We start from the raw sequence: 14088 nt of genomic DNA, 5'->3' as shown, positions 1-14088 counted from the left end.
TGATCTGATGACTTCTCGATTGGGTGGCAATCGCCAAAGATCCGATAGTGCCAATCTCCGTCGGATTGAAGCGACTATGTTGTTGGGGTGCTTGTGGATACTGTCTTCTCACAAGTACAATCGACGTGGACAATCAGCCCACCCCCGCAAATTATCCATCCGAGTATGTTTATCTACCGGTGGTTATCCCTGGCTGGGAGAGGTCGCTATATTGTAAGATCACCGGAATTCAATACCGGGTGATGGCGACGAAATCATCATCGACGAGTGGCGGCTCGATCGTCAGCCTTCCATCCCACCCGATTGGATACGTGACCATCCTCGCGGCACTGGTCACCGGAGTGGTCCACCTACTGTTAGGGCCCCAGGTGATGGGGTTCAGTCAGACGATGGGAATACTGTTTATACTGAACGGACTTGGATTCCTTGGGGGTATTGCCCTCTATTTGAGCCGGTACTGGAATCAAACGCTCTATCTGGTCGCCGCGGGCTACGCACTGCTCACCATCATCGCCCTGTTCGGATTCCAAGGCTTCAGCGTCGAGGCATTCTATATGCGCGGTGAGCTCAATCCGATGGCCGTCGCCGCCAAGGTGGCAGAACTAGTCGTGGCTGTGGGCGCGCTCTACCTGTATTCGGAATCCGGAGCGTAAGCGACTCCCACCGCGTACTTCGCCACGAATAGGGTCTTTCGCCGTCGGTTGCAACCGGGCGAGTGCCCGTCTGGCCAGCGCAGATGTGGCCCCGAACTCCAAACCAACGCCTCGACGGCGAGCGCTTCGTGTTCGATAGCCCTGTTGAAACCCTTAGAAATTGATATATCTGCTCAGATTGCGGTCAGGGTGGAGAGCGGTTACAGCACGCACGGAGCGCCCTTTTTCTCCTCTCGCTCTGACTCTGCCGCTACGTCTGCGTATGTATCGTCTCGTCAGAGTGATATAATGCGGGCCGGAGACTACAGGAAGGGAATAGTGAATGCCGCCGTGAAACAGCTGATGAGGAGCCAGCCGAGATAATTCCACCACGGGACTCCACGGTAGCGCGGCCCAGCGAGGTCGTCTGTATACGTCCAGTGGCCGTCTTCGACACCACGGTGGTCGGTTAGTATGTCGTAGGTGGTGGCGATGACACCGGTTGCGACGACTGCCGCCCAACCATCGGTTACGAGGAGTGCGATTCGGAGTGCAAAATAGATGACTGCCGTCCAGCCGAACAGGACATAGAGTGGGACGTCACTAACCTTCGGTTCGATATGATGTTCGAGCCACCCGAGAGTAATGACGAGGGCCTCGGCGACGAACGCGACTACTGCTCCTCCTCCGAACAGTACGAGCGTTGCGGAGACTGGCCACGTGATCGCCGCGTGGGCGAGCGCGACGATGCCCAATGCAACGGTCGTGGTGGCAAAGGCACGACTGCTCGTCATAGCAGTAGTCCAAAGTGATGGGGCAAAGAATTGTTGATTGTCTATCCTTTTGTTCGGGGATCTTCACCAGGCGTGATAGCTATGCACGCTGTATGCAGCACGCATCATAGCGTAGGAGGGCGAAAATCCCCCCGAACGAGGAACGAGCCGATCGCTCAGATGCAGTTTTCATCCTCCCGGATTTTTATACGCACATTGACCGAATCAACGTAGTATGCCCTCCGTCATACGACGAAAAACCCTGGCACCGCTCACAGAGAGTGTTGCACTCGGAGCGATTGGCGGTGTCACAGCACGTTCGACACGCAATGGTGCTCGATCTGCGCGTGGCCAGTCAAACGGAGACTGTTCAGGATGACCTCGAAATACCAACGCGGCTTCGATATCACTCGTGACAGTCTCCGCATCTTCACCCAGCGGCCGACGCTTTTGGTCCTTCCGGCCTTGAGTCTTCTCGCGGTCGGGAGTGCCTTCGCCGTCCTCGGAGCGATCGTCTTCCAGCAGGGACTCGTCGGGTCACTGCTCACCAACGACCTCTACAAGTACAGCGTGTTGTTCTGTGCGATTGCGATCTCCTCGAGCGTGGCGACGTTTTTCAACGCCGCGGTGGTGCACTGCGCAGCGCAACTGTTCGATGGGAATCCCACATCTGTTCGGGAAGGCCTCGCTGCGGCGTGGCGCGCTCGCCGGCAGATCGCCCTGTGGGCAGTCGTCGCCGCGACGCTCGGCACGGTCTTGTACATTCTCGACGAGAAGTTCGGCGCGGTCGGGAGTTTGACGCGGATGGTCTTCGATGTCGCGTGGGCGCTGCTGACGTTCTTCATCGTGCCGGTCATCGTCCTCGACGAGCGACGGAGTCTACGTCGTCAGCTCCGTCGGAGTGGGTCGCTCTTCAGAGACACGTGGGGCGAAAGCGTCTCCGCTACGCTCGGCGTGAGTTTCGTCTTCCTGATCGTTGCGCTGCCAGGTGTCGCGTTGGGGGCGGCTGGATACTTCGTTCTCGATGGTGTGGTCGCTATGGGTGCGCTCGTCGGTGGTGGCGGAATCGTCGTCACAGCAATCGTGGGTTCGCAGACGGCCGCTGCGATCGTCCGGACGGCGCTGTACCGCTACGCGACGACGGATGAACACGTCGGCCCGTTCGAGGGTCGGAATCCGGACACGGTCTTCCCCGAAAGCTGACGATGCCAATTTACGACCGGCATACCCCTTCGAGGTACGAGGTAGTCGATCGGTGGGACGGCGGGATCAGCTGGTTCGCACACCCGAACGAAACCGGTCGCCGGACGAGTCACGCCGTCGTCGGCACAGACGGTGGCGTGTGGGTCATCGACCCACTCGATGCCCCAGGGATCGACGAGGAGCTCGCAGCGCTTGGCGACATACGCGGCGTTCTCGTCTGTTCGAACTACCACGTCCGTGATGCGGACCGTTTCGCGACACGTCATAATGTCCCGGTGTACTGTCCCTCGTGGCTTTCCCGCGCAGTATCCAAACTCGATGCTCCAATCGATCCAGAGACGGGTGCGGTCGGTACCTCTGGGTTCGAGTTGCGTTGTTGCTGCCCGTTTCCGGGGTGGTCCGAAGCAGTTGCATATCGTGAATCCGACGAGACACTCTACGTCCCCGACGTACTCGGGACTGCACCGTTGTTCACAGTCGGTGCGGAGCAACTCGGGATGTACCTCCTGTGTCGATTCTTCCCTCCCCGAGCCGTGTTTGATGACCTCTCTCCGCGCCGGATTCTCGTCGGACACGGGGCTGGCATCTTCGAAAACGCCTCAACTGCTCTGAGGACGGCACTCGATGGAGCACGCCGACGGATGCCGGCGGCACTCCGTTCGAACGGATGGGGACAACTCCGAGCGCTCACAGCGGCACTAGTGGACTGATAATCTCCTACCCCGGGAAATAGCGGATACAGGCCCCATTATCGCTTAAATTTGGTTTTGATACTCCATTCGATCTAATATGAGACAACAGTATGTCGTAGACACGATGGTACTGGTCTCCGCATTCAAAGATGGATTCGCCGCCCTCCAAGCAAATCCGATCCTGCTCGTCGCCGGCCTCCTCGTCGGGGGTGGGAGCCAACTCCAGAACGTCGAACACCTGATCGACTCACCGTTGGTCTCTGCGGGTGCATCGCTCGCGTGGTTGATCGTCTTCCCATTCGTTCTCGGTGGCTTCATCGACACCGCCCGAGCTGCGATCGAAGGAACAGAAACGTCGGTCACTCAGTTTGTGACGGCAGCACAGACACATTACCTCCGGCTGCTACTCGGAACGGTGGTGTTCGTGCTTCTCGTCCTCGGAACCGCCATCGGGCTCGGCCTCGTCGGATTCATACTCGGTATCGGGACTCTGGCACTCGCCGCGATTCACGAGATGGCCGCCTTCGCCGCAGGCGTCGGTTCGCTGCTCGTCTGGCTGTTGTCCATCCTCCTCGTCATTATGTTCGTGCAATTTTACGATGTTGCGATCGTCATCGAAGACCAGGGCATCACGGATGCATTTCGGAGGAGCGTTTCGCTCGTCCGCTCGAACCTCAAAAGCGTCGCCGGGTTCTCGCTGGTGTGGGTCATCCTGTTGAACGCCTTTTTTATCCCCGAGTACCTGCTCCAGTTGACGTTGACGGATGCCGGGCCTGCTGACGTATTACCGATCGACCCCGGTATTCCGGTAGCTGTCCTCCTTCCGATCGGAATCGTCCTGTCGGCGGTTGGCTTCGCGTACTTCTATACGGTGTACACGGCGTACTACCTACGACTGATCGCTGCATCACCTGTCTCCATAGAGTCAGTATGACTGCCGACCGACAAATATGACTATCCGACAACAACTACGTACGATGGTATCAAGCGGCCGCTGATCAGAACAGATCTCGATCCACAGCAGTCAACAGCAACTATGTCACGACTCCTTCCGACACAAACGAACGCCGCCGTCAAACGAAGTGACAACCCCTCAGTCTTGAGCCTCGACGACGACGCGACACGAGACGTGATCGAAGCGTTGTCCTCCGAAACCGCCTACGAAATATTCCGGTTGCTCAACGAGACACCGGCGACTCCGTCGCGGATCGCTGACCAACTTGGCCAGAGCGTGCAGAACGTCCACTATCACTTGGAGAATCTCGAAGCAGCTGGAGTAATCGAAGTCACCGACACCTGCTATTCGGAGAAAGGCCGTGAGATGAGTGTGTATGTCGTTTCGGAGGATCCGACGCTCCTCTTCCTTGGCACTGAGGACGACCGGCCGAGCCTCAAACGCGCGTTCAAGGCCTTCGCGTCGCTACTTGGCCCTCCATCGGTCCTGCTCGCAGTCGGTGAATCCATCTCCCAATTCGTCACTGCGGAATGAGCGAACACACCGACTCAGCGGGCAGAAGCGCTTCTACCGGTGGCGACACAACCACGTGTGGCGTGGCACCGACAATCAAAGCCCGAGAAGATGTCGATGGCTGTGGTTGTCTCGAATGCCGAAACATTGAGACAACCACCACCAATCGGACCGTCCTCGACGCGCTCGTTTGGTCGGTTCGCCTGTTTCGGTCCTACCCGTCGATCCTCGCCTTCGCTGGCGTGATTATTTTCACCAATCGACTTCTCGAGATCGACAGTATCACTGTGCTTCCGACGCCAGCAATCGGCGTCATCGAGGCTGTGACGGCGTTCGCGTTTATCATTTCGATTCGCGCCTACGTGGGAACGATAGTTGCTGGAGAATTGACCGGCGAGTCTGTCACGGTACGTGAGGGACTACGGCGAAGCATCGTTCGAACTCCGGCGTTAGTCGGCGTCATCGTTGTCATCGTATTCGTCGTGATGACGGTTCCGTTCTTCGTGTCATTTCCACTCTTCCTTCTGGTCGGCATGATCCCGGCCCCGGTGGAGATGGTTAGTTTCCCTGTCGCCGCAGCAGTCGGTGGGATTATTTTTGCCGTGCCGTTTCTCTTTCTCCTGTTCAAATTCTGGTTCGCGCCCGAGGCGTGCGTTATCGGTCAGTACGGGCCTATCGAATCACTCTGGGTGAGTTGGCGCATCACAACGAACTACCGTCGAAAAATCTTGCTCATCGCCGTAATCGCTATTGGCAGTGCACTCAGCCTGTATTTGCCAACCGTTTTCCCCGAGATCGGTACGAGACTAGCACTCGTATCGCCCGTTATAGACATAATCTCATCGAGCGTCAGTGAACTGCTTTCAGTCGTGTGGGCAAGCGCGTACGCACACATCTACGTCCAAGAGATCGTATCGTGAACCGAAAGCCATAGCTGAGGATTTGTCCCTCTACTCGGATTGCTCACGCCTGCCTCGATGCCTCGTCAGTTCCCGATCGCTTCTCGAAGTACCCCCACAGATGGCGGAGTCCGGTCCCGATCAAGAACCCCGTCACTCCCAGTGGGAGACCGATCACCACAGCGATCATCAGACCGATGGCTGTCGCGTCGGGGATTCCGACTGTGCCATAGTACTCCGCTGTGAGCCCGTAACGTGCGAACCCGATACCGAATGTCGGTGCCATCGCGAGGACAGTGGATGGAATCAACCCCGAATTGAAGCCCGTGAACAGAGTAGCAACAGCGACGATTGCGGCGACGCTGACGAAGACGAGCGGTTCCGGATTCGCCCCCGTCCAGGTGCCGACGGCCATCGACTCGATTTGCCGGTAACTGGTGGTGGTCACGACCCACCACTCGGTTCCAAAGGCAAGGAAGGGCGCACTCAGGAGGGCCACAACCGAGATATCCTGTCGAACCCCGAAGAGACCTTTTGTTGCGCGTTCCAGCACATATCTCGTTCTCTCGGCTCCGAGAGCGGCGCTGAAGTAGCCCCACAGAGCGCCCGTTACTGAGCCAGCCCAGCGTCCCCCCTCTCGAATTGTGTCTCTGGTCTGTCCCACTACCCACGTGCAACCGCTGTATATCCAGGCAAACAGGGCGAACAGGTAGCGCAAGATTGCTCGCAAGCTATTACGAGCAGTGGTTCCGTCGAATTCTATCTGCATAGTGCATAATGAAGGTGGTATCTTCATCAAAGAAGGGATAACTATAATGATCATCGTAGTCTGACGATTCACTCGCCTTCGGATTCGCACGTCCGCCTGCGTAGCTCAGGGTGGTGTCCGTCTTACCGACGCTGGGAGTCGTCGCCACCGTCCGCGCGGTCGGATACGCCGTTCATCCGTGTAGCGGTGACATTCTACAGTAGCGTTTGCTCACCCAACCGCACGTAGTCGCACGATCGGTTGTATAATCGGTTACAAACGCTACAATAGGATGCCCCTATACGAGCAAAGTTCGGCCGGTCGCTACTCGTGGAGTTCAGTTATTCGATCACTGACGGCGATATCGTCCCACGCGCGCCGAATAGTGGCTACTCATCTCGGAGATGAGTACGAAAACCGATCGATAATCCTACGGGTGGACCAGAGTCAGGGAATATACCCATTTGTGAAATAGTGTTCAATAGATTTACAACCATCCCCGCTATTGGTTCAATTGCGGGTGGGTCAGAGGCACAACCGGTTCTTTACTCCACCCCACTTTCCCTTCCGGCAGTACTCCACGTCTGAACACCGTTGGCTTGTCTGTAAGCCCTCCTTTTTGTCTCCGTGAGCCACTCACTTGGCGTGGTGCCGTCCCTCCGAGTTCACAACTGGTTCTGAGGGAGGGTTACGTCGTCTATAATTATACTATTCCGACACGAGTATTCTCGGAGGTCAAATCGGATATGACACTCCTCGATGGAAAGACCGCGGTGGTCACCGGTGGTAGTTCTGGGATCGGGCGTGGAATCGCACGTGAGTTCGCCGACCACGGCGCGAGTGCGGTCGTGGTCGCCGACGTTCGTGAGGACCCGAAAGAGAGTGGGCCGCCGACGCACGAACTGCTGGCAGACGAGACCGACGCGGCCGCGACGTTCGTGGAGTGCGACGTCACAAATACCGACGACCTCGAGGCCGCTGCCGATGCAGCCGCGGAGTTCGGCGGTCTCGACATATGGGTGAACAACGCCGGTATTTGGCACGCCGAGGATTTTCTTGACGTGACTGAGGCGGAGTACCAGCAGCTGATGGATATCAACACGAAGGGGGCGTACTTTGGGTCCCAGGTCGCCGCAGCACGGCTCCGCGACCGTGGAAGTGGCTCCATCATCAACATCTCGAGTATTGCGGGGCTGTTCGGGAACGGAAACTGGCCCACGTACGCCACGTCCAAGGGCGGGTTGACGTTGCTGACGTATTCACTCGCGCACGAACTCGGCGAGCACGGAATCCGTGTCAACGCCATCCATCCCGGCGCTATCCAGACGATGATCGGTGGGGAACCGACCGATTCGGAAGCGGCGGCGGCGGGGGCCGAGCAGTTCACCCAAATGGTCCCGCTCGGCCGGTACGGCCAGCCCGAAGATGTCGCCGGTGCGGCGGTCTTCCTCGCGAGCGACCTGGCAGGGTACGTGACCGGCGAATCCCTCGTCGTCGATGGCGGGTGGACGAGCTGGCGATGAGTGACTCAGCTCAGAGCCGCGGATCGGCAGCCGCCGCTCGCACGGGTTGCAGCCGATGAAGGTCGGTGTCCCCGGAGAGACGGTCACGGGCGAGACCCGCGTCGCGCTCGTTCCACCGGTTGCGCGCAAGCTTGTCGATCGTGGCATCGAGGTCCTCGTTGCCGAAGGTGTCGGAGCGGGGAGCAACTGGAGCGACGACGAGTACGCGGCGGTCGGCTGTGAAGTGCTCGCCGACCGGACAGCAGTGTTCGAGCGTGCTGAGGTCATCCTTCAGGTCCGTGGTCTCGGTAGCCGTCCCGACGGCGAACTGGACCCGTACCGCGAAGGACAGACAGTTATCGGGATGCTCGGGCCGTACGCCGTCGACGACGCGATACTCGAGGTGCTCGCCGAAAGACAACTCACGCTGTTTTCGCTCGAACTCCTCCCTCGGACGGGTCGGGCCCAAGCGATGGACGTGCTCACGTCGATGGCGAGTCTCGGGGGGTACAAGGCCGCCGTTATGGCGGCAGACGAACTGCCGAAGCTCTTTCCGATGCAGATGACCGCGGCCGGGACTATCTCGCCCGCCTCGGTTTTCGTCGTCGGTGCGGGTGTCGCGGGATTGCAGGCGATCGCGACCGCGAAACGCCTCGGCGCTCGGGTCCGAGCCTACGACATCAGACCCGCCGTCAAAGAGGAGGTCGAGAGTCTCGGGGCGGATTTCGTAGCGCTTGATCTCGAAACGTCTGATTCCGCCACTGCGGGCGGATACGCCAGAGAACAGGACCCCGAGTTCTATCGGAAGCAACGTGAAGCGATGACTAGCGCTGTCGGCGCGGCGGACGTCGTCATCACCTCGGCGGCGGTCCCGGGTCGGCCCGCCCCGACGCTCGTGACCGAGGCGATGCTCGATGGGATGGCGCCTGGTTCTGTCGTCGTCGACCTCGCGGCCGAAGGCGGGGGGAATTGCGAGCCGACACGTCCCGACGAGACGGTCGAATACGGTGACGTCACTATCTTCGGGCCGACGAACCTCCCGAGTTCCGTCCCTCAGACAGCCAGTCGACTCTTCGCGAACAACGTCACCAACTTCTTGGAGCACGTTCTCCGGGAGGGAACTATCGCCACCGACACGACAGACGAAATAATCGACGCCACACTCCTCACCCACGAGGGCGCGGTCCGTTCCCCACACCGTCGCAGTGAGCCGAACCCGCCGTCGAGTCCTGCCGACACAGACAGTACCGATGCCAGTGACAGCACCGACCAGGAGCCAATTGACGGAGAAACCGATGCCTGAAACACGGGAGTGGTGGTGAATGGGGTTCGTCGAGAATCTGACGCTGTTCGTCCTCGCCGCGTTCGTCGGCTACGAGGTGATCACGAAGATCCCGGCCACGTTGCATACGCCGCTCATCTCGGGGACGAACGCCATCTCCGGCATCACGCTCATTGGCTCGGTCGTCGTCGCGGGAGCGGGCCAGTCGACGCTCGCGACGGTGTTGGGCTTTCTCGCCGTCGTGATGGCGACGACGAACGTCGTCGGCGGCTACCTGGTGAGCCACCGGATGCTCCGACGCTTCCGAGGCCGGGAGGACTGATCTGTGCCGGGAATCGCGGCCGGGCTCCCGCCGGCGGCCCTCTCGCTCGCGTACCTCGCCGCTGCGGTCCTGTTCATCCACGGGCTCCGACAGCTGACACACCCCCGGACAGCACGCCGGGGGAATATATTCTCGGCGGCCGGGATGGTCGTCGCAGTCGGTGTCACCGTCCTCTGGTTCGAGATCCTCTCACCGATGGTTCTGTTCGCCGGTCTTCTCGTCGGCGCGGCGATCGGCAGCTGGCTCGCGGTCACTGTCGACACGACGGATATGCCCCAGCTCGTCGGCCTATTCAACGGCTTCGGCGGGGGCGCCTCAGCACTCGTGGCCGGCGCGGAACTCGTCGACCTCTTTGGGCCGTCGGGGCCGACAGTAGCTCCAGTCGAGACGACGACGGCAGCGGCCGCCACCGGGCTCATCGGCGGTGTCACGTTCTGGGGCAGTCTCGTGGCTGCCGGGAAGCTCCAGGGATACGTCGAGGACCCCATCCACTACCCAGGTGAGAATACACTCAAGGCCGCCTTCTTCGGCCTCGCCGTCCTTGCGGGCGTGGCGCTCGTCACGCAGATTGGGATAAGCGTGCTTTCGGCGGCAACGTGGGTACCATCGTACTGGGTGTTGGTCGCAGCCGCGTCGATACTGGGCATCCTGCTGGTCGTCCCCATCGGCGGTGCGGATATGCCGGTCGTCATCGCGCTGTTGAACGCCTGCTCCGGGCTGGCAGCCGCTGCGACCGGGTTTGCGCTCGACAACAGCGTCCTCATCGTCGCCGGGACACTCGTCGGCGCCTCCGGTCTGATTCTCACATTCATTATGTGCGAATCGATGAACCGGACGCTCACGAACGTCCTTTTCGGCGGGTACAGCGCCGATGAGCCAAGTGGCGACGTCGCGGATATCTACACGGGGAACGTGATGTCGACCTCTCCCGAGGAGGTGGCGATGTTGCTCGACGTCGCCCGACGCGTGGTCATCGTCCCCGGCTACGGGATGGCTGTTGGAAAGGCCCAGCACGCCGTCGCCGAACTCGCGGCGCTTCTGGAGGCGAACGATGTCGAAGTGATCTTCGGCGTTCACCCGGTGGCCGGTCGGATGCCCGGTCATATGAACGTCCTCCTCGCTGAGGCGAACGTCCCGTACGAACAGATGGCGGAACTGGAAGCGGTCAACCCGATGTTCTCCCAGACCGACGTCGTCATCGTTACAGGCGCAAACGACGTGGTGAATCCGAGTGCCCTCTCGGAGACGTCGAGTCCCATCGCGGGTATGCCTGTTCTCCACGTCTGGGACGCTCAGACGGTAATCGTGAACAAGCGCAGCCTCAGCCCCGGCTACGCTGGGATCCCGAACCCGCTGTTCACGTACGACAACACGTATATGCTGTTCGGGGATGCGCGAGAGGCGATGCAGGCGCTCGTCACGGAGTACAAGGACACCCACAGGTGACGTTCACCTCGCCGCTTACGGCTCCGGTTTCGGGCTCGCTTCGAGGCCTTCGGTGTTTCGGAAAAACGACTACTGCACATATACTCCTATCTCGGTGGCTGTATCTGACTGAAGCGGTGCGGAGTAGGAACACGTGGTCGCACGGCCCGAGAACTCCGATGGACGAATCCGATTCCCAAGCTATCTTTAGGTCTCGTTGCCGAAAGCCACTTCGTGCATCGACGTGCCCTCCTCACGACACTCGTCCCTGCCCTTGCTGGGTGCTCACTCGCACCGAGCAGTCCCTCGACGGACCCTTACCCGACTAGTGGACCGAATGTCTTCGTTTCGTTCGACTGGAATCCCGATCGGTCAGCACTGACCGTGACGTTTGACCGCGGCAACCGTGTCACGGCCGAGAACACGAGTCGCTTGTCTGTCGTCACCCCCGACGCTGACGACACCGAGACCGTGTGGGTCGATCGCGATAGCACGGACTCGGCTGCGGCGTTCCCGCTTGCGCCGGGAGCGACACTGACTCACGAGATTCCTGAACCAGCGATGACCCGCATGGTCTGGGTCGCGCCCGAACGGAATACCTCGAGAGCGGTCGCCGTCTGGCGACCGGGGACAACCACACCGGAGGCGAGCGAATGAACCGCCGTACGTTGCTCGCCGGTGCAGGTACGGCGATCCTCGGCGCAGCTACGGGCTACGGCAGTCTTCGAGTCGCTGACGTTCGTCCCTACGACCCGGCGCTCCCAACAGGTGATGCGCCGCGCGAGCGCATCGTTGCGGCGGCTCGACACCGCCACGCCGTCGATCACCGGGCCACCACGAGGGTGCGAGTGCTGGAGGACTGGACCAGCGAGGCACCGTACGATCTCGACGTGCGCAGACAGTGGCACGAACACTCCCGACGACGGCACCTCCACACCTTGACGACGTTTGCAGCCCCGTTGACCCGGAATGACAGCATCGCGGACGAGGCGGACAGGGAGTTCGTCACGCCGCACCAGCTACTGTGGGCGCTGTTTCACTACAACCGGGTCTACAGCGACAGCTACGACCTCCCGTTGACCAACGTGCTGTACGTGACCGACGGGACGATGCTGTATGACTTCGATGCGCCGACGCCGGAAGACGGGCGGGTGCGCATCTCGAAAGGCGACAGCGGAACCGACGTCGTCGCCGACGACGATGACGCTGCCAGAGCGGTCCGCGGCGATTTCGTCCGCCCGCACCGGACTGACTGGACGAAAACTGCGGAGAGAGATGGAACGGTCACGTACCGCGTTTCCGGACCGGACGCGTACGCACAGGTCGTTCCGCTCCTGTTCGCGCCCATTTCAGAATTCGGTGACTGCTGGATCGAAGTGACGCTGAACAGGAAGACGGGGCGGCTCCGGCGTATCGTCGACAACCGAGCCCTCGTCGTCGACCTCTGGGAGGGTGCGGTCGAGAAGTCGCTGACGTATCGTATCGAGACCGAATTCGATCAATACGGAGTTGCAACCGCTCGCCGGCCGATTGGGCCTGTCGACCGAAGTCTCGAATCGCGCGCGAAGGCGCTGTTCTTCGATTTGATGACCTACTGATTTCGGTTGCGCTTGCTACGGACTCCCTGCAGGGTTCGGGACGGCCAGATACGCTTATCTCCTCAGAGCGCCAATATGATGTGATCAATATGGAAAAGAATGTCGGCGGTTACGATCGCATCGCTCGCCTCGTCCTCGGGCCAGTCCTTGGTATCATCTCGCTGGCTGCCCTTGCTGGGTATCTCAGCTTAGGCTTCGGTCCGCTCTCGACGGGAGTTGTCGCCGCCCTGTTCGGTGTACTCAGCCTCGTGTTCATCATCACCGGAGCCACCCAACAGTGCGTCCTCAACCGCGTGCTCGGGCTCAACACCTATCGACCCGAACGCTCGACTGACACCGACGAGCCTATTGAGTCGCGGAAGTCGATCTGAGACCACGACTTCGACTCACACCAGGACGTCCAATTTTTCGCCGTGGGGAGCTCACTCAGCCACTCGGACGACCTGCTTCCCGATGTTGTCGCCAGAGAACAGCCCGAGGAACGCATCCGGTGCGTTCTCTAAGCCCTCAACGACTGATTCACGATGGTCGATTTCCCCGCTCGCCACCCACGCTGCGAGCTGTTCGGTCGCTTCCCCAAATCGAGTCGCGTAATCGCCGACGAGCAGACCCTGGACTTTCGCGCGCGGTGCGATGAGCAGGGGCAGCTTTCGCGGTCCTGTCGGCACACTCTCGTCGTTGTAGTGCGCGATCTGTCCGCAAACGGCCACGCGAGCATCGAGGTTCAGTTTCGTGAATACAGCATCCGTAATCGGTCCGCCGACGTTGTCGAAGTAGACGTCGACGCCCTCGGGTGCGGCGTCGTCCAGCGCGGCTCCGTAATCGTCGGTCTCTTTGTAGTTGATCGCGGCGTCGAATCCGAGATCGTCTGTGAGCCAGCGCGTCTTCTCGTCGGACCCGGCGAATCCGACGACGCGGCAGCCGTTCAGCTTCGCGATTTGTCCGACAACCGATCCAACTGCGCCGGCTGCCCCCGAGACGACGACGGTATCGCCGGGCTTGGGCTCGCCGACGTCGAGCAACCCGAAGTACGCCGTCCGACCCGGCATTCCGAGGACGCCGAGATAGGCCGGCAGGTCAGCGACCTCGGGGTCGACGGGAGCGACGTCACCCGCATCGAGCACGCTGTAGTCTGCCCACGTGCCCTCACCGGTCACGAAGTCGCCTTCGTCGAACTGTGCACTGTTGCTTTCGACGACTTCGCCGACGACACCGCCTTTGAGGACGTCTCCGACGTCCCACGGCTCCGCGTACGATTCGCTGTCGCGCATCCGGCCGCGCATATACGGATCGACGGAGAGGTACTCGACACGGACGAGCAGCTCACCGTCGCCCGGCTCTGGTACGTTCTCTTCTCTGAGCTCGAAGCAGTCCGCGTCTGGTTCACCTGCTGGTCGCTCTGCGAAGTACCAACTGCGGTTTGTATTTGCCACACCAACGATTTACTCGTTGCATCAAAAAGACTTCGGAACGCGGTATGCTTATCTGCTAACTTCGAGCAGTTGAGGCGCTGAAACAGCCAAAATCATTCAGGACTCGGCTTG

At 60.3% G+C, this 14088-nt stretch carries 15 protein-coding genes; 12 read left to right on the top strand and 3 right to left on the bottom strand.

Annotated elements, in window-relative coordinates:
* Positions 1–242 precede the first annotated feature (242 nt).
* Positions 243–653: a hypothetical protein gene (locus RBH22_RS13510; protein WP_256289450.1), complete on the top strand. Its 411-nt coding sequence runs from the start codon at positions 243–245 to the stop codon at positions 651–653.
* Positions 654–955: 302 nt separating this feature from the next.
* Here RBH22_RS13510 and RBH22_RS13505 read toward each other — a convergent pair whose 3' ends face one another.
* A complete protein-coding gene (locus RBH22_RS13505; protein WP_306677820.1) occupies positions 956–1426 on the bottom strand; it encodes a carotenoid biosynthesis protein in 471 nt (156 codons plus the stop codon).
* Between the two features lie 354 nt (positions 1427–1780).
* Between RBH22_RS13505 and RBH22_RS13500 the strand changes: the two genes are divergently transcribed.
* From RBH22_RS13500 to RBH22_RS13480, 5 genes are all read left to right on the top strand, one after another.
* Positions 1781–2608 (top strand): DUF6159 family protein, encoded by an 828-nt coding sequence (locus RBH22_RS13500; RefSeq protein ID WP_306677819.1) that lies wholly within the window; start codon positions 1781–1783, stop codon positions 2606–2608.
* Positions 2609–2610: 2 nt separating this feature from the next.
* Positions 2611–3318: an MBL fold metallo-hydrolase gene (locus RBH22_RS13495; RefSeq protein WP_306677818.1), complete on the top strand. Its 708-nt coding sequence runs from the start codon at positions 2611–2613 to the stop codon at positions 3316–3318.
* A 106-nt stretch (positions 3319–3424) separates the two neighbouring features.
* A complete protein-coding gene (locus RBH22_RS13490) occupies positions 3425–4234 on the top strand; it encodes a hypothetical protein (protein ID WP_306677817.1) in 810 nt (269 codons plus the stop codon).
* A gap of 102 nt (positions 4235–4336) precedes the next feature.
* Positions 4337–4789, top strand: a complete 453-nt coding sequence (locus RBH22_RS13485; RefSeq protein ID WP_256289445.1) for a helix-turn-helix domain-containing protein — start codon at positions 4337–4339, stop codon at positions 4787–4789.
* The gene (locus RBH22_RS13480) at positions 4786–5688 is read left to right on the top strand and encodes a hypothetical protein (RefSeq protein WP_306677816.1); all 903 of its coding nucleotides are present in this window, start codon (positions 4786–4788) and stop codon (positions 5686–5688) included. Before RBH22_RS13485 ends, RBH22_RS13480 begins: the two co-directional genes overlap by 4 nt.
* A gap of 43 nt (positions 5689–5731) precedes the next feature.
* Here the strand turns inward: RBH22_RS13480 and RBH22_RS13475 are convergent, their stop codons facing one another.
* Positions 5732–6115, bottom strand: a complete 384-nt coding sequence (locus tag RBH22_RS13475; protein WP_306677815.1) for a hypothetical protein — start codon at positions 6113–6115, stop codon at positions 5732–5734.
* Between the two features lie 1046 nt (positions 6116–7161).
* Here RBH22_RS13475 and RBH22_RS13470 point away from each other — a divergent pair.
* From RBH22_RS13470 to RBH22_RS13445, 6 genes are all read left to right on the top strand, one after another.
* A complete protein-coding gene (locus RBH22_RS13470) occupies positions 7162–7938 on the top strand; it encodes a glucose 1-dehydrogenase (RefSeq protein WP_306677814.1) in 777 nt (258 codons plus the stop codon).
* A 55-nt stretch (positions 7939–7993) separates the two neighbouring features.
* Entirely contained in the window at positions 7994–9220 is a 1227-nt protein-coding gene (locus RBH22_RS13465) for an NAD(P) transhydrogenase subunit alpha (protein ID WP_306677813.1), read from the top strand.
* A 19-nt stretch (positions 9221–9239) separates the two neighbouring features.
* The gene (locus RBH22_RS13460; protein WP_121570560.1) at positions 9240–9521 is read left to right on the top strand and encodes an NAD(P) transhydrogenase subunit alpha; all 282 of its coding nucleotides are present in this window, start codon (positions 9240–9242) and stop codon (positions 9519–9521) included.
* 3 nt (positions 9522–9524) lie between these two features.
* Complete coding sequence (locus tag RBH22_RS13455) at positions 9525–10967, top strand: NAD(P)(+) transhydrogenase (Re/Si-specific) subunit beta (RefSeq protein ID WP_306677811.1); 1443 nt, start codon at positions 9525–9527, stop codon at positions 10965–10967.
* Between the two features lie 632 nt (positions 10968–11599).
* Positions 11600–12544 carry a hypothetical protein gene (locus RBH22_RS13450; protein ID WP_306677810.1) on the top strand — a complete coding sequence of 315 codons (945 nt, stop codon included), beginning with the start codon at positions 11600–11602 and terminating at the stop codon, positions 12542–12544.
* A gap of 89 nt (positions 12545–12633) precedes the next feature.
* Positions 12634–12915, top strand: a complete 282-nt coding sequence (locus tag RBH22_RS13445) for a DUF2892 domain-containing protein (protein WP_306677809.1) — start codon at positions 12634–12636, stop codon at positions 12913–12915.
* 51 nt (positions 12916–12966) lie between these two features.
* Here RBH22_RS13445 and RBH22_RS13440 read toward each other — a convergent pair whose 3' ends face one another.
* The gene (locus tag RBH22_RS13440; RefSeq protein ID WP_306677808.1) at positions 12967–13977 is read right to left on the bottom strand and encodes an NADP-dependent oxidoreductase; all 1011 of its coding nucleotides are present in this window, start codon (positions 13975–13977) and stop codon (positions 12967–12969) included.
* Positions 13978–14088: the final 111 nt, after the last annotated feature.

The sequence above is a fragment of the Halobellus sp. H-GB7 genome (assembly GCF_030848585.1).
GTDB classification, from domain to species: domain Archaea; phylum Halobacteriota; class Halobacteria; order Halobacteriales; family Haloferacaceae; genus Haloquadratum; species Haloquadratum inordinatus.
Note: the sequence above shows the minus strand (reverse complement) of the source record. Positions and strands in the feature narration are given on the sequence as shown.